Origin of the sequence: Paenibacillus sp. FSL R5-0486 (assembly GCF_037975155.1) — a bacterium.
GTDB classification, from domain to species: domain Bacteria; phylum Bacillota; class Bacilli; order Paenibacillales; family Paenibacillaceae; genus Paenibacillus; species Paenibacillus amylolyticus.
Genome location: NZ_CP150237.1, coordinates 1,532,494 through 1,551,979, shown reverse-complemented (window position 1 = coordinate 1,551,979; position 19,486 = coordinate 1,532,494). Strand labels below are relative to the sequence as shown.

The 19,486-nt window shown below is 45.8% G+C and carries 19 protein-coding genes; all 19 read right to left on the bottom strand.

All coding sequences use genetic code 11. The features are described from left to right. Positions 1-166: 166 nt before the first annotated feature. Positions 167-1,240, bottom strand: coding sequence for an AI-2E family transporter (locus MKY01_RS06805; RefSeq protein ID WP_081745953.1), 1,074 nt, complete (start codon positions 1,238-1,240; stop codon positions 167-169). Between the two features lie 177 nt (positions 1,241-1,417). Beyond that, complete coding sequence (locus tag MKY01_RS06800) at positions 1,418-2,209, bottom strand: DUF2705 family protein (protein WP_036668933.1); 792 nt, start codon at positions 2,207-2,209, stop codon at positions 1,418-1,420. Next, entirely contained in the window at positions 2,202-3,110 is a 909-nt protein-coding gene (locus MKY01_RS06795; protein ID WP_036611301.1) for an ABC transporter ATP-binding protein, read from the bottom strand. The genes MKY01_RS06800 and MKY01_RS06795 overlap by 8 nt, the downstream gene beginning before the upstream one ends. A 32-nt stretch (positions 3,111-3,142) precedes the next feature. Next, positions 3,143-3,394 carry a hypothetical protein gene (locus tag MKY01_RS06790; RefSeq protein WP_127551208.1) on the bottom strand — a complete coding sequence of 84 codons (252 nt, stop codon included), beginning with the start codon at positions 3,392-3,394 and terminating at the stop codon, positions 3,143-3,145. A gap of 251 nt (positions 3,395-3,645) precedes the next feature. After that, positions 3,646-4,167 (bottom strand): hypothetical protein, encoded by a 522-nt coding sequence (locus MKY01_RS06785; RefSeq protein ID WP_036611303.1) that lies wholly within the window; start codon positions 4,165-4,167, stop codon positions 3,646-3,648. A gap of 84 nt (positions 4,168-4,251) precedes the next feature. Continuing rightward, positions 4,252-4,836, bottom strand: a complete 585-nt coding sequence (locus MKY01_RS06780; RefSeq protein ID WP_339285966.1) for a VanZ family protein — start codon at positions 4,834-4,836, stop codon at positions 4,252-4,254. 10 nt (positions 4,837-4,846) lie between these two features. Further along, positions 4,847-7,006, bottom strand: coding sequence for a hypothetical protein (locus MKY01_RS06775; RefSeq protein WP_339285964.1), 2,160 nt, complete (start codon positions 7,004-7,006; stop codon positions 4,847-4,849). A gap of 21 nt (positions 7,007-7,027) precedes the next feature. Further along, positions 7,028-7,948, bottom strand: coding sequence for an LCP family protein (locus MKY01_RS06770; protein ID WP_047841973.1), 921 nt, complete (start codon positions 7,946-7,948; stop codon positions 7,028-7,030). A gap of 13 nt (positions 7,949-7,961) precedes the next feature. After that, positions 7,962-9,293 carry a UDP-glucose/GDP-mannose dehydrogenase family protein gene (locus tag MKY01_RS06765; RefSeq protein ID WP_339285963.1) on the bottom strand — a complete coding sequence of 444 codons (1,332 nt, stop codon included), beginning with the start codon at positions 9,291-9,293 and terminating at the stop codon, positions 7,962-7,964. 32 nt (positions 9,294-9,325) lie between these two features. Further along, positions 9,326-10,708, bottom strand: a complete 1,383-nt coding sequence (locus MKY01_RS06760) for a sugar phosphate nucleotidyltransferase (protein WP_339285961.1) — start codon at positions 10,706-10,708, stop codon at positions 9,326-9,328. Then, positions 10,705-11,733, bottom strand: a complete 1,029-nt coding sequence (locus tag MKY01_RS06755) for a polysaccharide pyruvyl transferase family protein (RefSeq protein ID WP_339285959.1) — start codon at positions 11,731-11,733, stop codon at positions 10,705-10,707. The genes MKY01_RS06760 and MKY01_RS06755 overlap by 4 nt, the downstream gene beginning before the upstream one ends. Continuing rightward, positions 11,720-13,096: an oligosaccharide flippase family protein gene (locus MKY01_RS06750; protein ID WP_339285957.1), complete on the bottom strand. Its 1,377-nt coding sequence runs from the start codon at positions 13,094-13,096 to the stop codon at positions 11,720-11,722. Before MKY01_RS06750 ends, MKY01_RS06755 begins: the two co-directional genes overlap by 14 nt. A gap of 8 nt (positions 13,097-13,104) precedes the next feature. Then, on the bottom strand, positions 13,105-14,010 hold the full coding sequence (locus MKY01_RS06745; RefSeq protein WP_339285956.1) for a glycosyltransferase: 906 nt from the start codon (positions 14,008-14,010) through the stop codon (positions 13,105-13,107). 43 nt (positions 14,011-14,053) lie between these two features. Next, positions 14,054-15,076, bottom strand: coding sequence for a glycosyltransferase (locus tag MKY01_RS06740; RefSeq protein WP_076209611.1), 1,023 nt, complete (start codon positions 15,074-15,076; stop codon positions 14,054-14,056). 11 nt (positions 15,077-15,087) lie between these two features. After that, positions 15,088-16,032 carry a glycosyltransferase family 2 protein gene (locus tag MKY01_RS06735; protein WP_315372840.1) on the bottom strand — a complete coding sequence of 315 codons (945 nt, stop codon included), beginning with the start codon at positions 16,030-16,032 and terminating at the stop codon, positions 15,088-15,090. Between the two features lie 21 nt (positions 16,033-16,053). Continuing rightward, the gene (locus tag MKY01_RS06730) at positions 16,054-17,121 is read right to left on the bottom strand and encodes a glycosyltransferase family 4 protein (protein ID WP_339285954.1); all 1,068 of its coding nucleotides are present in this window, start codon (positions 17,119-17,121) and stop codon (positions 16,054-16,056) included. 38 nt (positions 17,122-17,159) lie between these two features. Beyond that, on the bottom strand, positions 17,160-17,639 hold the full coding sequence (pssE, locus tag MKY01_RS06725) for a PssE/Cps14G family polysaccharide biosynthesis glycosyltransferase (protein ID WP_036611327.1): 480 nt from the start codon (positions 17,637-17,639) through the stop codon (positions 17,160-17,162). Then, the gene (gene pssD / locus MKY01_RS06720; protein ID WP_339285952.1) at positions 17,636-18,094 is read right to left on the bottom strand and encodes a PssD/Cps14F family polysaccharide biosynthesis glycosyltransferase; all 459 of its coding nucleotides are present in this window, start codon (positions 18,092-18,094) and stop codon (positions 17,636-17,638) included. Before pssD ends, pssE begins: the two co-directional genes overlap by 4 nt. Then, positions 18,091-19,467 carry an O-antigen ligase family protein gene (locus MKY01_RS06715; RefSeq protein ID WP_091015441.1) on the bottom strand — a complete coding sequence of 459 codons (1,377 nt, stop codon included), beginning with the start codon at positions 19,465-19,467 and terminating at the stop codon, positions 18,091-18,093. The genes pssD and MKY01_RS06715 overlap by 4 nt, the downstream gene beginning before the upstream one ends. Positions 19,468-19,486: the final 19 nt, after the last annotated feature.

The following is a 19,486-nucleotide window of genomic DNA, read 5'->3' as shown; positions in this document are numbered from 1 at the left end:
AACATGAGTGAACAATATGTATGAAAAAAAGCCGCATACCAATGGCGAGGGCAAACTTACCTGCCCCTTCACCATTGATATGCGGCTTATCCTGTTGAGCTTATCGATGTGATTCAACAAAAAACATCAGTAGTGGCACATGACAGCGTTGTATTTCAAATTCCATTTAAGTTTCAGTCTTATCTTCGACAATCCGATAATGGATTTTGCGAACTATAATTTTCAGAATCATATATAGGGGAATCACGATGATCATACCCAAGATATTTCCCAGGTCAGCACCCACGAGCAAAAGGATAACGGTAGTCAGTGGATGAATATCGAGCTGTTTGCCATAGACATACGGTGAGATCAGGTTATCCTGAATTTGCTGTGCGATTACAATGATGACCAGTGACCAGATCGCCATCGAAGGTGATTCGATAAACGCAACAATGACAACCGGAATAGCTGCCAGCAAAGCACCCACATAAGGGATGAAGTTCAGAATAATGGATACAACAGTCAGCAGCAATGCGTAAGGCAAACCTAAAATGAGAAAACCGATGTACATCAGAATCCCCAAGGCTACATTAACAATAACCCGGCCAACAATATAGTTACTTAGTGCTTCATCGATCTCATGGACGGTTTCTTCCCCATCCTTCCGATAATGTCTTGGCAACAATAAGGTCAGATTCGTTCCAAACTTGCTACCTTCCTTGAGCATGTAGTACAACATAATCGGGAACGTTGCCAGAATAATAACCAGATTGGATACCACGGAGAATAACCCCGAGACATAATTGGTTACCTGAGTGATCCCTTGGCTCAGAACATCGGATAATCGTGAGAATAGATTGGAATCATCAGGCAGGTATCTGGATACAACATTGCTCTTTTCAAGTGCATTCAACTGATCGCTGAGTGAAGTAACCAACGCTGGAGCATTCTCTACGAAATTCATCAATTGTTCACGCAGGGAAGGCCATACAAGCACACTAAAACCTGCAAGTATTAGTGCAATTACGACATAAATAATCAGAACTGATAATGCACGTTTGATCTTATGCCTTTCCATATAATCGACGAGCGGGCGTAGCAGGTAATAGAAGAAACCAGCAATCAGCAGCGGAATGATGATGATGTGAATCAGTGAGGTCAGGGGGCTGAAAATAAAGTTCACTTTTTCCCCCAGATACACGATGAGCAGCAGCAGAATAATCGCTGTACATATGCGGTAGAACTTGTTATTTATCAAGAAACGTGATCCCTCCATGCGCTGCTCTGCCAAAGTGACTGCGGCGTTCATATGTATATCTAGTCATTTACTTATGATACTAAGTACCCTTAAATGACAGTCATGCCACAGGCGATGCTGAATATACACTTATTTTCTTTCCAAAACAAACATTGGAGCAAAAAAAAGAAGCAGGCGTTAGCCTGCCACATCTCTTTTGCTGAATACAACCCAGGAAATCACCATGAAAATAACGTAATACACCGCCAGAACTGCAATGGAGAAACCCAGTGTCATTCCTGCACTCGGACCACCCATTAGTGCAAAATCCGCCCCGGAGGTCATGTATTTGCTAAGATCCATGTTGTTGAATAGAACATACTTGGCCCACTCATAACGGACCGGATTGAATATCAGTGAGAAGATACTCTGTGAGAACATAATGAACAGGGATAATCCAATCGCAAGTGCACCTGAACGAAATACAGAGGACACCATAAAGGCAATCGCAAGCGTAATGAACAGATCAACGTACAAATATCCCCATAACGTCAGAGCATTCGTAGCCGGACTACTGCTTCCTCCCGGAGCATCATGCGAGAAAAGGATATAAGACGTTAGCATGGCCATCGCGATGATCAGCAGTGTACTGACAATACTGAAGCCAACGACGGTCAGATATTTGGAAGCAAGAACTTTGCTTCGTGACCATGGACGGATCAGCAATAACTTAATGGTTCCCCAGGTAAATTCGCCCGCAACCGATTCCGCTGCAATCACGACACAGAAGATCGTGTTCAGGAAAAACGTAATCTGTATGGTCGTTACAGCCGCTTCCCAGTACAAAACTTCATTGGACCCCATTCCTTCTCGCAGTAACACTGGCATTAATAGCGAGATCAGCGCCAGAATCGATAACATGATCCAGGTACGGGGACGACGAAAAATTTTCATATTCTCATTTAATATCAGATTACCAAAACTACCCAATGCCTCCACCCCCAGTGACTTGCAAAAATTGTTCTTCCAGGGTGTGAGTCACGTTACGAATACCGTATACCTGAAACCCTTCGCTAACCAGCTTGGCATTGATATCCGGAATCTGCTCACGAGACACCCGCATCACCAGGACATTGCCCTGTACGACAGCACCCTGAATCAGATCCGCAGCGCGGTCAGCATCATTCAGCTCAAAAGCAACTTCGATTAAAGCATCCGAACCGGCTTCAGCCCGAAGGTTTCTTACATCAATCAACTTGCCATTCTGGATGATGGCCACCGTATCACACATCAGCTCCATCTCCGACAATAAATGACTGGATACAAAGACCGTAATGCCTTCCTCTTGGGTGAGCTGACGCAAATAATCTCTCAGTTCCCGTATACCCTGTGGGTCCAAACCATTGGTCGGCTCATCCAGTACAAGCAGCTTCGGTTTATGTAATATCGCTTGCGCGACCCCCAGACGCTGGCGCATGCCAAGTGAATAGGTTTTGACCTTATCGTGAATACGGGCTGTGAGCCCCACACGCTCAATTGTTTCCGCAATACGTTCCTTCGTAACTCCCGGCGACATGCGGGCAAAGTGAACGAGATTTTGGTACCCGGTCAGAAACTTGTACATTTCCGGATTTTCCACAATAGCTCCTACCTGGGCTACCGCCTGCTCAAATTCATTTTTCACACTGTGTCCCGAGATGAAAATATCACCTTTACTGATGGACATCAGTCCAACCATCATTCGAATCGTCGTTGTTTTTCCCGCGCCATTAGGTCCTAAAAAACCAAAAACCTGCCCCGGAGAAATATCCAGAGTCAGGTCGCTGACCAATGATCGGGAGGATATGATCTTGCTGACGCCCTGAATCCGGACGACCGGCTCCTGCTGCATTCAATCCCCTCCTTCATGGACGAGCACATCATTCATGCCCGTTTCTCATATGCACATAGTGTATCATAATCTTTAGTATATTGTCCCGCAAACTGGGATTTCCCCTGACGTTTCGCTTCAACTACACACGCTTCACAGCATCCAAGCGGCATTTCACTCCGGTAGAATCCGGTGCGAAATACGTGATTGCCTCCATTGCCCTCTTCCTTCATTTCGACAGAGCTTCTAGTGACCGACACAATCATCCCACAACTGACACAGTAAAAGCGGCCCGTTTCGATCAATGATATTCCTTCCCCTCACAAGGAGCTTAGAAGTCCTTGTTATTTGTCGTTAGACGCTGAAAATTGATACATTTTGTATCTATCTCGTAATTTACTTGACACCGGGACTAATGTCAAGGCTTTAAAGCTATAAAAACAAGCAAAACACAAAAAAAGCTCCAAAAATGCGACAAAAGTCTCGCATTTATGGAGCCTCATGTTAGGTAAATGATACAATTCGGTTCAATGTATGGGTTAATACTATTTCCTGATCAGTCACTATTGTCGACCTGCGAGGTATCCTCGTTTTTCTGATTTGGATAATACCAAAGTAAGGTCCACTCATCGCCATCCTCTACCAGATAACAGGTCTGCACAATATCGAATTGGCCAAAGGTACCTGAGTACTTCTGGGTGACCCGGATTCTGTAGGCTTCAGAAAATGGCTTAACGCCATCGATCACGGTTACATCGAACTCGCGCTCCGGCTTTTCCATCTCCAGCTCAAACGTTTCCACGCCAAAGTGCTGCATAAATATATGTGCTCTGTTCTGTACGTAAGCACTCTTGGGAAACCGCTCTTTCATCAGGGGATGAAAGAGTTCCCATGAACTGCCGAAGTCACCCGTCTGCTCATATTTGTAAAACTCTTCGGCAACAGCAGCAGCTTCATCCGATGTATCTGCCTGAAACAAATACGGAATGGTTCTGGCAATCAACCACAGCAATAATACAATGATCGCGATGAACCCGATCTTTTTGAGCAAAGCATTCCGGTTCCTTCTTCGCAGCATGTCCAGTCCTCCTTGTCCTACTCCATACTTATGATGGATGGCAGACAAGTAGAAGTTGAACGATACATCTAATTTCCTGGGAAATCACTCGCTGTGAATAGAAGTACGCTTTCCTTTTCTGATCCTTCGGATAATGGACTGAAGTCCTGCATATATGGCAATCCCACAGCAGCCGCCGAGCAAGTCTACTCCAACATCACGTATCGAGCTTGTCCGGTCCGGGCTGAACTGCTGAATATACTCATCAATGGAGGCTATAACAAACACTACAGCCAGAGCAGAAACGATACTGGTCACAAGGGATGTTCTTCTGTACCGCATCCCGCCGTACACAAGCACGGCGAGCACAGCGTATACAAATAAGTGCGCACTCTTGCGAAAGATGAACTCTGCAAAATCATACGGCCGCTGCTTCAGCGAATACTCATACTCCCCGTAAGTGAATTGCACATCAGGAAGTGTAAAACCGATGTGCAATTTTTGAGACCATTTATGAAGCCAAGGCTGAATGTCTTGCTGTTGAGAGGATTGCGTGGACATGGACCAGATAACCAGAATCCAGATCACAATCAACAGCAGAGCAATGAGAAATCCGTACGTTCTTCGTACATGCTTTTGTCTCGTGCGCCCGGAGCCCTCCTCCATCATTTTGATCTTCACCACTTTCATATCTCTCTCGTTATTCTATTGATCCAACATACATGCCTCTGCCATTTGTACCTACATATACCTGACCATAGATTTGACGGTCTGCCGCCATAATTTGCGGTTCATTGCCCAGCCCGATTCCATTACCTAAAGGACCTATATTGTTCCAGGTTATCCCCATATCATCGGAACGGAAGAATCCATTCACGTTATTTACGGTGCCATATACATAGACAGCTGGAACCAATCTGCCGGGCTGAGCTTTACCAAAGGCAAATAATTTGGAATTCTGCACACCCTGGATCTTGGAAAATGTATTTCCCGAATTCGTTGATGCATATAATCCATCGGTTCCCAGACTCACCCATACATTATTCGCCACGCCAGGTGCAGCCTCGACTTTAATGAAGCTTGTATTGATATCCGTATTAATCGGAAGGCGAACCGTATTCGCTTTGGACCAGTTGGCACCTGCATCCGTAGACCGATACAGATAACCCGCAGCATACATATAAAATTTATATCCATTGATGCGATCCGCAGCCAGTGGATGATTATAGGCAAAGACCATATTCCCCCCGATGGCCTGAAAAGGGGCACCATTCATATTTTGCCATGTTGCACCACGATTCGTGCTTCTGACCGGATTACCGGTCTGGGGGTAATAAACAATTACATTTGGATTAATAGCTGAATAGGCGACCCTCCCCAGTTTGGAGCCAGCCGGAACATTCATTGGAGTTACTGTAACTCCGTTATTGGAAGAGACAAATAAACGTGTGGTGGTACCATACCAGTCACTGCTTCCCAGAAATATCATGTAATTCGGATTTGCCTCGTGATAGTCAATACTCACAATTTCTCGCATACCTGCGAGCGGGATTTTATTAAGAGGAACATCGGTTACATTTTCATGTCTAAATCCGACTTGATCCGTTAAACCACTAAAAAATGAAACACCCTGAGGTGGTGTGGATGCCGTGAGTGCGACGACTTCTTCATGACCATCGGTAATGGCTTCCCAAGTACTCGCTGTATTGCCAGTCAATCCAGTGGTACCATTGATATTTTCCGTCTTGTACACGCCAAACCAGTCTGTAGCGTATACAGTGCCCGGATTATGCGGATCAAACTTGATACTGGATGTCGCTGAGAAAAACATGTTGGGTGTCCACCAGGACGGTTTGGATACCAGCGTTTTGCTCACTGTTGTCCAACTCTGTCCGCCATTAACGGAACGATACAGTGGCAGATTATCTCCGCCTGTTCGAACGGCTGCCAGGATGTGATTATCATTATTGGGATCAATCGTGATTCCATAATAAGATGAGTAACTGGAGCTGGGTGTTATATTTGTCCACTGCACACCATTGAACTTGTAGACGCCCTGATTATCCGTGGTCACATACAACGTCCCGTTCTTCGCCACAGTCATACGTGCAGGATATTCGGGACTTCTCCCGGTAAGTTGCCAAGTGGTCTGCCCATTGCTTCTTGGTGCTTTGCTATACACACCAATGCCGCGAACCCCCGCATACACAACTTGACCTTGCTTCGTCACGGGATTCAATCCATAAGCTACACTCCGAATTCCCTCACCGGGCAGCCCGCTAGGTACATCCCATACTTTGCTCCACGTGGCTGCACCATCACTGGAAGTGTACAATCCATCATATCGTGTACCCACATGCAGGTAATTGGAGTTCGTGGGATTAACCGCGATGCTCTCTCCCATGGCTCGATGGATATTTCCATTTGATTCATTCCGAAGATTAAGTCCGGTTCGAATCCAGGTCTCTCCCCGATCTGTAGATTTCAGAATATCACTCGGCCCCACGTTCCCGTACTTCCCAGCAGCGATATACACGACATTGGGGTTTTGCTGATCCAGCGCAATTCCATCCACGCCGTACAGATTGCTGTCTTCATCTCCGAAATGATCCAGTAGTGGGACCCAATCTCCTGAAGCTGTATCCAACCGATATACTCCTCCAACGTCAGTTCGAGCGTAAACCAGATCAGGCTCAGTCGGATGAATAACCACGCCTGTAACGTACCCCCCACCACCAATAGGTATATTCTTCCATTGATAGTTTTGAGCTGATTGAACATAATTTGTACTTGCCGGTATCATGAGCATATACATTAGTAGCACAATCAGGGACAATTTCATTAGCCTGGAGATACGCATCTGGTTCACCGCCCTATCCAATCATTTTGAATGTTCTTCAATCATCTGATGTATCCTGTCTCGTTCCGATTGTTCCACGATATAGTAATACACTCCGTCTATTTTCTTGCCCGTGCCTTTAATCTCAACGGATTCAATATGATCCAGTACCGAACGATAATTGGAGAACATCTGCTTCATCTCATCAAAGGTAACGTCGGTTCTGACGTGAGCACTGACTTCGTCCAGCAACGTCTCCAGTTGCAACACGTTGGATACCTGGACCGTATTCTTCAGCACTTGTTTGATGATCTCCCGCTGACGGTCATTCCGCCCGAGATCTCCCTTCGGATCATCATAACGCATCCGCGAAAATCCCAAAGCAGCTTCACCATCCAGATGAATATTCCCTTGCTCGAACCGGTAACCCTCATAGTCAAATGCAAACGGGTTATTCACATTCACTCCACCCACCATGTCGATGACTTGTGCAAAGCCCTCCATATTCACTTTCATGTAGTAATGTATGGGAACGTTGAGCAATTGTTCCACGGTCTGCACAGACATGTTAACGCCCCCAAAAGCATAGGCATGGTTGATCTTATCCTCCGTGCCGTGACCAACAATATTCGTTCTGGTATCTCGGGGAATGTTAAACATAAGTGCGGATTTTTTCGCAGGATTAACACTTAATACTATCATGGTGTCGGAGCGCCCCCGATCATTGGAACGTTCATCCACACCCAGAATCAAAGCATTAAAAGGTTCTTCATTCTCCATGTCCACAGGGAAATCTCCCCCACCCCGCTGGTCTACAATAGATACCTGCTTGATGGGTTCCCGTGGTTCATACATTTGATCCGCCGCTGATTTAACATGCGAATACAGATACACAGAATATCCAATCATGACAACTGCAACAAGGGAAATGGCACCTAATGTTATTTTGATCCCGCGTCTCATGTTATGGCCTCCGTCAGATGACTGCCGTTTTTCTTCCATCGATATTGGTTAGACCTGGACGACCAACGGAGTAGTATTGAAAGGACGTATCTTTAATCTGATCTTCTCCGTAGATGTTTCTTCCATCAATCAGGATGGGTTGATTCATATGCGCTGCCAAATCAGTCAGATTAACCTCCATGAACTCTTTCCATTCCGTCAGAACACAGAGTGCATCAGCACCTTCCGCCGCTTTCATGGCACGCTCTTCCCACGTAATGGATGGGGAATCCACCTCTTTGCGGAAGTTCTCGGTAGCGATGGGGTCATATGCCCGAATCACTGCTCCCTGCTCAAGCAAACGTTGAATGATCTCAATCGCCGGAGCATCACGAACGTCATCGGTATCCGGTTTGAAAGCGAGCCCCCAGATGGCAATCTCCTTCCCTTCGAGTGAGCCTAGTGCGTCTTCCAGTTTACGAATGACGTTGAAGCGTTGATCTTTGTTCACTTCCACCACGGACTTCAGCAATTTGAAGTCATAATCCACATTACCTGCAATTTGAATCAGAGCTTGTGTATCCTTAGGGAAACAGGAACCTCCGTAACCAATGCCTGCCTTGAGAAAGGAAGCACCGATTCGTCTGTCATAGCCCATGCCTTCGGCAACGCGGCTGACATCTGCTCCTACTTTTTCACAGATGTTAGAGATTTCGTTGATAAATGAGATCTTGGTTGCGAGGAAAGCGTTGGATGCATATTTAATCATTTCGGCCGAGCGAATATCCGTAACAATAATCTGATCGGTTAATGGCTGATGCAGCTCTTTCAACGTGGCGACTGCCCGCTCACTATGTGTCCCAATGACTATCCGGTCAGGATAGAGCGTATCCTGGACAGCGGTACCTTCTCGCAGGAACTCCGGTACCGATGCCATATCGAATGGATGATTCGTCAAACTGCTGATCCATTCCTGAATACGATCGTTAGTTCCGACAGGAACAGTGCTTTTAGTCATTATTATTTTATAATTATCCATATAAGAACCTATTTCTCGCGCGACAAGCTCAATAAAGCTCAGATTTGCTTCGCCATTAGGCAGGGATGGCGTACCCACCGCGATAATGATGATATCCGAACGACTGATAGCATCCTGAATGTTGGTGGTGAAGGACAGCCTTCCTGCTTTCATATTGGCATTCATGGTATCCTTCAGACCCGGTTCATAGATCGGAACATGACCGTCCATTAACATATTCACTTTTTCCACATTGTTGTCGACACAGATCACGTTATTTCCCAGTTCCGAAAAACATACGCCTGATACCAAACCCACATACCCTGTGCCAATCACCGTAATATTCATTCCATAATCTCCCCCATGTTCTAATGTGTTGGTTACGCGTGCTTCACATATGTCTGAACAATGTCCTGCCATTCGGTAGACACTCTAACGATATCTTCCTCAATCAGCTGACTGCCGATCTGTACCTCAATGATCTCCAGTTCCGTAACGGCTCTGACGGAATGAAGCATACTCCGGTCAATGATCACCGTATCTCCTTGCCCGATCATTCGGCTCTGCCCATCCAGAATCAATTCCCCTGTTCCCGATACAACCGTCCATACCTCGTTGCGAAGCAAATGGTATTGATAACTCAGGTTTTTCCCGGCACTGATGCAGATTCGTTTGGTGAGAACCTCGCCGCCAGCTTCGTTTCTTGTGTAATCCAGAACCCGGTAGCAACCCCACCTGCGCTCCTCATACATGGGGCGTTGATCCTCATTCTTCAAGATTTCCTTGATCCGTGGGCTGGCCTCTTTGTCACTGACGAGAATGCCATCCGGACTCACGGCGACCACCACATCCGACAATCCCAATATAGCAACCGGAATGTTCAATTCATTGACCAAGTGCGTATTCAGGGAATCTCCCGTAATCCACCCTTTTCCTACAACCGAGCTTCCCATCTCTTCCGTGAGTGTGTTCCACGTGCCTAGATCTTTCCAGAAGCCGTTATACGGAATAGCGATAATCTGATTTGCCTTCTCGACAACCTGGTAATCAAAACTGATCTTGTTCAATCTTCCGTATTGCTTCAGCATTTCGTCATACTGGATCGGCAGTTCCATCTCAATGAGCAGATTAATCAAATAACCAAGCTTAAAAGCAAAAACCCCGCAATTCCATAATGCGGCCTGCTCAATCATGAGGACCGCATCGGATTCGCAGGGTTTCTCCTGGAACTTCGCTACATTCACGTATTCATTGTTATTATCACTGGAAGATTGGGATTGCGGAATGATGTATCCGTACTTCTCTGACGGGTACGTCGGCACCACTCCCATCAAGGCCAGATCAGCACCAGACTTATCAAGCATCTCCGGTAAGGTTGCCAGCACTTCGAAGAATTCTTTCTCAACAAAGGGATCTACAGGCAACACTGCAATCGTCTCATTCAGACTCACACTCTCTACGGAATACAGATAGGAGGCTGCCAGCGCAATCGCAGGAAACGTATCTCTGCGCTCAGGCTCCACAACCAGTCTCACATCGTCTCCCAGCTGAGAAGTCAGAATCTCCACCTGTGGCAAACTGGTCGCAATAAGTGCCTCTGATGCAAGTCCGGCATGATTCAGCTGTCGCCATACCCGCTGTACCATGGATTCCGGATTTCCCTCTGGCCCATGAAGAACTTTAAGAAATTGCTTGGATCTGGAATCGTTGGATAACGGCCAGAGACGCTTGCCAGAACCACCGGATAACAGAATACTTCTCATAGGGCCGCACCATCCGACAGCACAACCGTACTTGCTCCCTTGCCGGTCTCGGTTGGCTTGTTATATGTGCTGGTCTGATTGGACTCCAGTCTGCCTGCCGGATTGCTCTTGGTCCAAGCTACATAATAATTCGAGTTCTTGCCGTATGAATTATCCAGCAGGATGTTCGGTTGATCCAGGAGACAGGCCAGAATATGTCCATGCAGACGGGATGTCGTGATGGTTCGGTATTGATTGAATTCCTTAATGGCCGTATGTACCATCCGATCAGAGTATTTGTACCACAACCAGCGGGCGAAAGAGCTACCTTTCCCTGACTTTAACCGGGAAGTAATCATGCGAATGATCTTCCGGTCTACCCGGTTGTACAATGTCTCCCAGTCTTTAAACGTGGCCTTAGGTCCACTGACGGATTCGTAATGCACCTGATTCTGAGTTTTCTCAATGTCTTTACGAAAGAAATACAACATCTCTGCGGTAGGCTTGCTCTTGGACTTAAGAGGCCACAACTGATGCGCCATATCCGGAGATAGATACACATTGGTTTGTTGAAATTCTTTACTGGCTATCTCATAAGATAAGGTATCCCGGACAAAAAAGTGTACATCCTTATGACGATTGAATACTTGGGCTGTCTTTTTCAATTCAATATCACTCTTATAAAACATCGTCTGTGGCAGAATGACAATCCGGTGATTCGGATGCTGGGCAATCATGCGCTCTCTCAATTTCTGATGGGCAGGGTACAGATCACCAAAGTTACCTCCTCCGTGCAACACAATCGTGATACCTTCCGGAACCTTGAGGGATAAAGGGCAATCCAGAATGCTGTATCTGGCACGTACATGAATATCATTGTCCCGGAAGAAAGCCTCAGTACCTTTCATAATCAACAAGTCGCCACCATTGCTATGCACCGGGTAATCCAAATAATAGATTTCGGTACGCGGTGGAATGACCTTCAAAATCTGACGTAAATGTCCCTTCAACTCTTCCATTGGATGAATATTGTTAGTGCCCAGCATCTCCATCTCCTCCTTGGGTGACTCTTCTTCTTTTTTTATTTAACCGTTCATAGAGAAACGTTAGATCTTCCTTGTCATAGAACATGGCGGCAAACTTCACCTTAAATACAATCTTCATCGCAGCCACAGTAACCACCATTCGTACAATGGACCCGATCAATAAGGCAATCGCAATTCCGTTGAGCCCCCACAGCGGGGTGAATACAAAGAACAAAGCCACCGTTACCGAGAGTGCAATGAGCTGTCTGATCATCACAAGCCCTGGCCGACCCAGTGCATTAAATGCGGATGCCAGAATCCAGGAGCCACCACCAATGATGCATTCCACAGCCAAAATATAAAATGCTACGCTCGCTTCCAAAAATTCGGAGCCAAACAGAAGACCCATCAGGTAGTTCCCCACAAACATAGTGGGTATTACAATGATCATCATGACCATGAGCGAGATGCGGAAAGCTCTGCCGACCGTTCGAATAATCTGCTCTTGGGGCAATCCGGTCACTTTTGGAAAAACAACATTACTAATCGCCGTCTGAACCGCATTGTAGATTCGGGATAACGCAAATACGACGGAATACAGTCCAAAATCACGCGGGGTGAGCAAAGCCAAAATAATGATTTTATCAAACTGGGTATACAGCGTTCCTAACAATTCAACGCCATACACCTTGCTGCCATAACCAAAAAGTTTCTTGGCCGAACTCTGGTCCACCCGATCCTTGAACCATCTCAGTCTCAATTCATCACGGTTGGCATAGATAGCCCACGCCACCACTGAGAAGCTGGTTACAAAATAGATCGCAGCCGCGAGCTGAATGCTCAGCATGCCCAGGCCCCATAACACAAAAAGCCCGCCTACATTAAACAGGGGGATCATTAACCGGATACCATTATATACAGCGAATTTCTCCCGACTCTGCGAGAGGGCTGATATGAGATTGATGACAATAAGTACAGGAACGGTAGCAATCGTATACCATCTGGATATCTGCACGACCTCCGGCGGAAAGCTGGAGAGCCAGAAAGGCAATCCAAACCAGGCCACAATGCCAATGATGATGCACACCGGAACTTGAAAAAGAAAACTTAACCGAACATACTGTGCACTCTTCTCGGTTGCGCTCTGTTTGATGTTATAAATGATAGAAGTTGGTAGTCCAAATCCGACCAATCCGGTTAAGAGCGCTGGCCAGAACAGGATGGCCGAGAATGCGCCCTTTCCCTCTACGCCGAACATACGTGACGTCAAAATGGAAGACAACATCGTCAGTGTCATGACCAGCAGATTGGTTCCACTTGTCTGAAATATGGCACTCATTAAGCCGTTTCCTCTGAATACTTTGCGAAGTGCAAATTGCGCCATAGCGATCCTCATCCCTTACTGTTTTGACGAAGCGACCCAACAATCATGCCGTTTCGGTAACATACTTTGGCAAGCTGACGTGTGAACCGATCTGCATTATAAATGTAGATCAGTGAGGTTGTGATCCCCTGTGCAAGCTTGATGCCATGTTTGGCCGTACGCACAACACCACGATCCTGATCACGAATGGCATCACTCACACCCTGCCAATAGATTCGGCGTAGAAACCAGTTCTTTGTCGTTCGCTCTTTGGCTACTTTATGTTGTACCGCGCCATACGGCGTGTAATATACCTTGAACTTTGTCCGTATTCTTGCAATTAACTCACTCTCTTCACTGGAGAGGAGGTTGTTCCCCACTCTTCCAAGATCTTCACGGAAGGGAGCCAGTTGATCAAAGACAGATAAACGAAAAGCCACATTTGCACCAAATGGAATATAAGGACTTTTCATTTCAGTGACTTCATCTGCAAAATCCAGAATGGTGAATAGCGACTTGTTCTCCGGTGGAATCCACATTGGCTCAGGTACTTCCCAGATCGGATCAATCTTGCCACCGACACAACCGATATTTTCATTCATCTCAAACACACTAACGATCTGGTGAATCCAGTCCCTGCAAGCAAAGGCATCATCGTCAAGGAAAAGGATATACTCGCCACGTGCCTCGTGAATGGCCCGGTTACGGGCTACAGACAAGCCTTGCTTTTCTTCCAACACATACCGGATCGAATGGTTCTCATGCTGCAAGATGGTTTGAAGCACGACTTCCCGTGTGTTGTCTTTTGAATTGTTATCAATGAGTATGATCTCATAGTCGCTGCTTGCGTAATTCTGTTGTATTGCACTTCTTATGGCCTCTACCGCATCCTGTGCACGGTTATACGTACAGATCGCGACGGTTACCTTCATCATTTCATCCCCATATTTTTCAATTAGGTCCACCCGTTCATCTGCACTAACTGGAGTACAGGGTAAGTGTCCTTTGGGCAATCACTGGCCAATCCAGCCGCTCCAACGCTTTGACAAAACCACTGCCTTCCTGAAACTCCGATTGTTTTAACCGGATCATATTCATCGCTTTAAGCAATCCATCCGGATCGGAAGGTTCGTAGAGGACCGCACAATCTTCGGGCAGGTATTCCTCCAACAAGCCAATCCGTGGTGCCACCACCGGTTTACAGAAGGTCAATGCCAGAATCGCACTGCCTGAAGTTGCAATTTGCTTGTATGGAAGAATGATCGAATCAACTGCATCAAAATAATCCGAATATTCATCATCTTCGATGAAATGAAAATGAGTATGAATATGTCCACTCTTGAGAAATTCATCTCCAAGGTCATAATCCTTTACCTTTTTACCGGCAATCAACAGATGGGCTTGTTCGGAATCCAGATCCTTGAATGCCTCCAGCAAATCATCCACGCCCTTGTAAGGCGACACCTGACCGAAGAACGCATACACATAACTATCCTCCGGGATGCCAAACCGGGAGCGGATATTCACGCCTTTACCCTGATACACTCCCTTGTAATGTCCATGCGGAATAACCTCGATCCGGCTGGAATCAATCCCAAACGTCGAACAGATCTCAGAGATCAAGGGTTTGCCCATGACAATCAGCTTGGAGCAATTTTGGACCAGTATTTTTCTCATCCAATAATCAAACCGCGTCTTGCCGCTGTTGTGTGGCCAGATGTTGTGCACCGTCCAGAACAATTTGGCCCCGCGCAAACGTGCAAAACAGATCATCAATACATATAGAATCGATTTGATCACTGTTGTCAGCACGGATGAACCTCTGTAATAGAAGCTGGGCCAATGAAAATGCAGCACATCATTTTTTTTCAGTTTGATTAGATCTCTTTTGGTAAACTGTTTCACTTCCCATCCCTTGTTCTCAATGGAATCGGATAACAGCTCATTGAATTTATTGTTCTCAATCATCTTGGGCAGCATATACACCGTCGGATTTTCCATCCAGGCACCTCTTACTTTAGTTTCATTCGCACAGGTTCCTCTGTATACGTTCCAACTGCGCGCCTTGCATGAAATCTCATTAAAAATCCTTGCATCATAATTTTGGTATTACGCTTGAGCAGCACCCAATCTTTCCACCAAGGGTACAACGACAGTGCTTTTTTCAAATAAACGTTATTGCGAAGTGTATTTCTCGACCATTCGAGCATTCGATAATGGTGTAACTGACGGCGCTTCTGTTCCTTGGACATGTCATTGTAGTATTTCAAAATAATCTTGCGTTGGCCCTTGTACTTGGCCGTTGTAGAGGTTGAAATTCGTGGACCACTATGGATGTTGATATCCACCAGCGGTTCTTTCACATTCACGGCGATGTAGCCTCGTTTCAATATACGCAGATAAAAGTCATAATCCTGAGCGGATGTCAGATTTTCATCGAATCGAACTTCACGGGCCAGTGAGGTAAGTACCATGATTTTGGACGTTTCCCCGATCCAGTTGAATGTAAGCAGATCCTCATACCGAATAACATCGCGAGGTTCCACCGACAATTTCCGTTTGACCACCTGATGCTGCTCATTCGTGTATGCGAGATACTTGCTGCAGAAGGTGAATGATTCCTGTTTTCGTTCCAGCACTTCCGCCTGGGTTTTTATTTTGTCAGGCATCCATTCATCATCATCATCCAGGAAGGCAATGTACTTGCCATTGGCTTGGGATATCCCTACATTCCGTGCATGGTTGGCTCCCTTGGGATATGGAACTCGGATGTACCGAATCCGTGAATCTTCCCGGGTCCAAGCCTGACAGATCTCTGGCGTCTGATCTTCTGAGCCATCATCCACAATGAAAATCTCCAGATACGGATGTGTTTGCTCCCGTACACTTCTCAACGCATTTTTCAATAACTCGGCCCGGTTATGGGTCGTAATGATGCAAGATACCAAGGGGTTCATTTCATCACCTTTTCCTGTTCACTAGGATACCTTCACTTGAAGTGCATCATATATTCCTGATAATCTGCCCACGAGAAGATTCATATCGAACTTATCCGATATAATCTCTCTGTTATGTGAACCCATTCTTGCTCTAACCTCTTCATCCGTGATGAGATATTCCAGCGCTGATGTCAGCCCGTGCACATCTCCCGGCTCGATTAACAGCCCATTATGACCGGATGTAATCACTTCGGGGATGCCTCCGACGGTGGTCGATATAATGGGCAAGCCACAATTCATTGCTTCAAGTATGGCCATAGGTAATCCCTCATGATAAGAAGGCAGGACCAGTAGATCCGCTTCCCGCATCAGTTTTTCCTTTTGCTCTCCGTTAATCCAGCCGAGTACATTGACACGATCCTCTATTCCATACTGCTGCACGATTGCTTTGACTTCTTCGACTTCACCATCCCCTGCCAGATTAAAGGTAGCTGTAACGCCTAGCGCCTTCAATTGCTGAATGGACTGAAGCAGATCGTAGACTCCTTTACGCTCACCGAGTCTGCCCATGAAGAGAGCATTAACGGCTGTTTGTTGTTCTCTTACAAACGGTTCTTTGACAAAGACCCCGTTATAAAGAACCTCAATCGCTGTCTCCGGCACAATCGTAGCAAAGTATTCTTTCCACGTCTGGGACAAGACAATCAACTTGTCTGCCTGATTCAGAATGTAGTGACAATACTTGCGCTGCAGAGCAAAATGATTGTAGAAATCATCAAAGCTGGCCGCATGAATATGCAGAATAACTGACTTTCGAAACAACTTTCGTGCGGTTAGCAGAAATATAGACTTCCGATAAAAGCTCCCGTTGTTTGCCATATGAATATGAAGGATATCCGGCTTGAACGTGTACAGTTTCATCCAGAATTGCATGAATCCCCGTATAAAAATAAGCAGCCGTGAGAACACGCTGCCCGTGATATACGTTTCGACCCGCTGCATGGCATACATTTCCGAGATGGAGGAATCCTCAATGTTTTTGATGACACTCACAATTCCGCCCATATCCTTCAAGGATGATCCAACAACCAATACTTTTGGTTTCATGATAGACTCCTTTTTTTCATGGTTAATCTTCAGACCACTTACAGACTGTTCACGTAATTTTTAATGGATGAGATCAGATCAGACTGTTTTCTCACATAAGGCTGGAACGTCAGCTCCTCTATGCAAGGAACCAGTTTTTGTAATTCAGCCTGACTCTCCGCGACGGCCACATAGCCGTTATCCTGAAAAACCTTGGAAATCTCAAGCTGATGGTCATCCACATGTTCGCCCCATTCTTTCCGGCGTGGAATGACAATAACGGGCTTGCCGCGTTCAAGACAATTTGTAATGGAGCCAACACCCGCATGAGAAATAATGCATCTGCTGCGCTCCACATATTCATTCATCTCTTCCTGGGTAAGGAAGGGAATCACAGTGAAATTCCGCGGCTGATACTCGGTATATCCGGATTGGGCAACAACCTCTTCTTCAATAATACCTGCCTCAATCGCCTCATCAATAAGCTCAAACATCCGATTGAAGGGAAAACGCTGGGTTCCAACGATAGCAAATATCAAAATAAAGCCCCCCTGTACTTCGCATTGGGATAGCTATCCTGCAACGTTTCCCATTGGATGAAGAACTCATCCGAGATTTTGTACATCAATCTCCCGGTTGCGCTGGAGGAATAGATTTTGGCATAACTTTCGATATAAATCAGCTTGGCACCGAAGATTTTACCGATGAGGCAAAAAGGGTAGGTAGCTCCCGCCCCTGTTGTAATGATCACCTTTGGACGCTCACGCAGATATAAAAAGAACGATTTGATAATATTAGCCACAAAGATTAGCAAGAACATCGCATTTTTACGCTCTTGCTGCATTAAGAAGTATACTTTGCCCTGTGCCGATTCTACTTTTCTGCTTTTATTCTTCTCGGTAATCAGGAAATAATCATGTTCTTCAACCGCAGGAATAATTTTGGTTAATTCATCAAAATGACCGCCTGTAGAACTAATCAAACAGACCTTCATGTTCTAATCTCCTTTGAAAAGGATACGTCCTTGGCTCGCTGTATCTGTATATCCACTTCTGCTTCGGCCCCTGACTTGGAATGGACTCCATTTCCCGTAGCATATAACGCGTTCAGGAAGATACAGAATGGAGCAATCAGATGAACCGTGGACAGGGTATTGTCAAAAAAGGAATAGGTCAGGAAACCGATAATCATTCCGGCAAAATACAACCGGATCATGCCGCCCAATCGGAAGTAAACAGCCCGAAACACCAGCAGCAGCGATAGAAACAACAGAATGGCTCCAACTAACCCGCCATCGTAATAAAAACGAATGTATTCATTATGCGGAACAACGAATCCAGAAAAAATACTTCCATCGTTCGCTACGAGAGTTGAGCCGAGTCCACGTCCAAATATCGGATACTCATTTGCTTTGCCAATAAAATAATTCCAAGCTACATCCCTTCCCGACAGGCCTTTGCTCTCTGACCTCATCTCATAATTGTCCCACTGTGCAATCACCATATAGGCCACAGCGACAACAAACATAATGAGAGGAATAATGGCACTAACTCTGCCTTTGATGAAGGCTTTCAGTTGATCAAAAAGATAGACCAGAATAATCGGAATAAGCGCAATAAGTGGCCCCCTTGTTCCCGTCTGGACCAGAATGACCAGATGTGTCAAGGTAAGCATGTAATACAGAACAACCTGATGGCCTTGCTTGATCTGAATCAGACAGACGCAGATCGAGATAAAACACAACATAGCCAGATGCGCAGCGATGTTAGCTCCCTGTAACCGGGTTACACCCGACATCTCCAGGTTAGTAATGGACAATATGCCGGCGAGTTGCAGAATATAACCACCAGCAAGACTGAACAGCGGCAACCATGCAAGTACACGTATAATTCGTTGACTGATCTCTCTTGAAAAATGGGGCATCAGCAACAAAAAAGGAACAATGACCCCCAGAAAGGCCTTGAATGGATCGAGCGGACTAACCTTACTAGGCAGATCAGATAGAAAATAACTCTCCACAAATAAAAAACCAATCGCCAGTGCAGGATATATCAACTCTTTGCGAATACCAAAGCGTAAAAAAAGAGAGACGACAAAACCCAGAATCGCCAGCTTGTAGAAGGACAGCGAATCCAGTCCTGCCAGATGAATGCTAAATATTTTATCAATGGATAATGAAAAACTTACGATGAGAATCATAAAAATCCAGCTGGGCTGTTTAATATAAACGCCCAGCAGAATCACAGCTATGAGTGCAACAACCGAGACTAGCGGAAGATAGATTGCTGCGAAGACAATTACCAGCGAAAAAAGAATGATATTAAACGACTTCATATTTAATGCAGCAAGTATACCGGTCTTTTGCATATCTGCTATGCCACCTCAA

Coding starts and splice junctions, on each gene's coding strand:
- MKY01_RS06745 (WP_339285956.1), bottom strand. CDS start 14,010: ATGATGAAGGTAACCGTCGCGATCTGTACGTATAACCGTGCACAGGAT.
- MKY01_RS06775 (WP_339285964.1), bottom strand. CDS start 7,006: ATGCGTATCTCCAGGCTAATGAAATTGTCCCTGATTGTGCTACTAATG.
- MKY01_RS06785 (WP_036611303.1), bottom strand. CDS start 4,167: ATGCTGCGAAGAAGGAACCGGAATGCTTTGCTCAAAAAGATCGGGTTC.
- MKY01_RS06780 (WP_339285966.1), bottom strand. CDS start 4,836: ATGAAAGTGGTGAAGATCAAAATGATGGAGGAGGGCTCCGGGCGCACG.
- MKY01_RS06715 (WP_091015441.1), bottom strand. CDS start 19,467: ATGCAAAAGACCGGTATACTTGCTGCATTAAATATGAAGTCGTTTAAT.
- MKY01_RS06740 (WP_076209611.1), bottom strand. CDS start 15,076: ATGGAAAATCCGACGGTGTATATGCTGCCCAAGATGATTGAGAACAAT.
- pssD (WP_339285952.1), bottom strand. CDS start 18,094: ATGAAGGTCTGTTTGATTAGTTCTACAGGCGGTCATTTTGATGAATTA.
- MKY01_RS06730 (WP_339285954.1), bottom strand. CDS start 17,121: ATGAAACCAAAAGTATTGGTTGTTGGATCATCCTTGAAGGATATGGGC.
- MKY01_RS06795 (WP_036611301.1), bottom strand. CDS start 3,110: ATGCAGCAGGAGCCGGTCGTCCGGATTCAGGGCGTCAGCAAGATCATA.
- MKY01_RS06755 (WP_339285959.1), bottom strand. CDS start 11,733: ATGCTGGGCACTAACAATATTCATCCAATGGAAGAGTTGAAGGGACAT.
- MKY01_RS06760 (WP_339285961.1), bottom strand. CDS start 10,708: ATGAGAAGTATTCTGTTATCCGGTGGTTCTGGCAAGCGTCTCTGGCCG.
- MKY01_RS06735 (WP_315372840.1), bottom strand. CDS start 16,032: ATGAACCCCTTGGTATCTTGCATCATTACGACCCATAACCGGGCCGAG.
- MKY01_RS06770 (WP_047841973.1), bottom strand. CDS start 7,948: ATGAGACGCGGGATCAAAATAACATTAGGTGCCATTTCCCTTGTTGCA.
- MKY01_RS06750 (WP_339285957.1), bottom strand. CDS start 13,096: ATGGCGCAATTTGCACTTCGCAAAGTATTCAGAGGAAACGGCTTAATG.
- MKY01_RS06765 (WP_339285963.1), bottom strand. CDS start 9,293: ATGAATATTACGGTGATTGGCACAGGGTATGTGGGTTTGGTATCAGGC.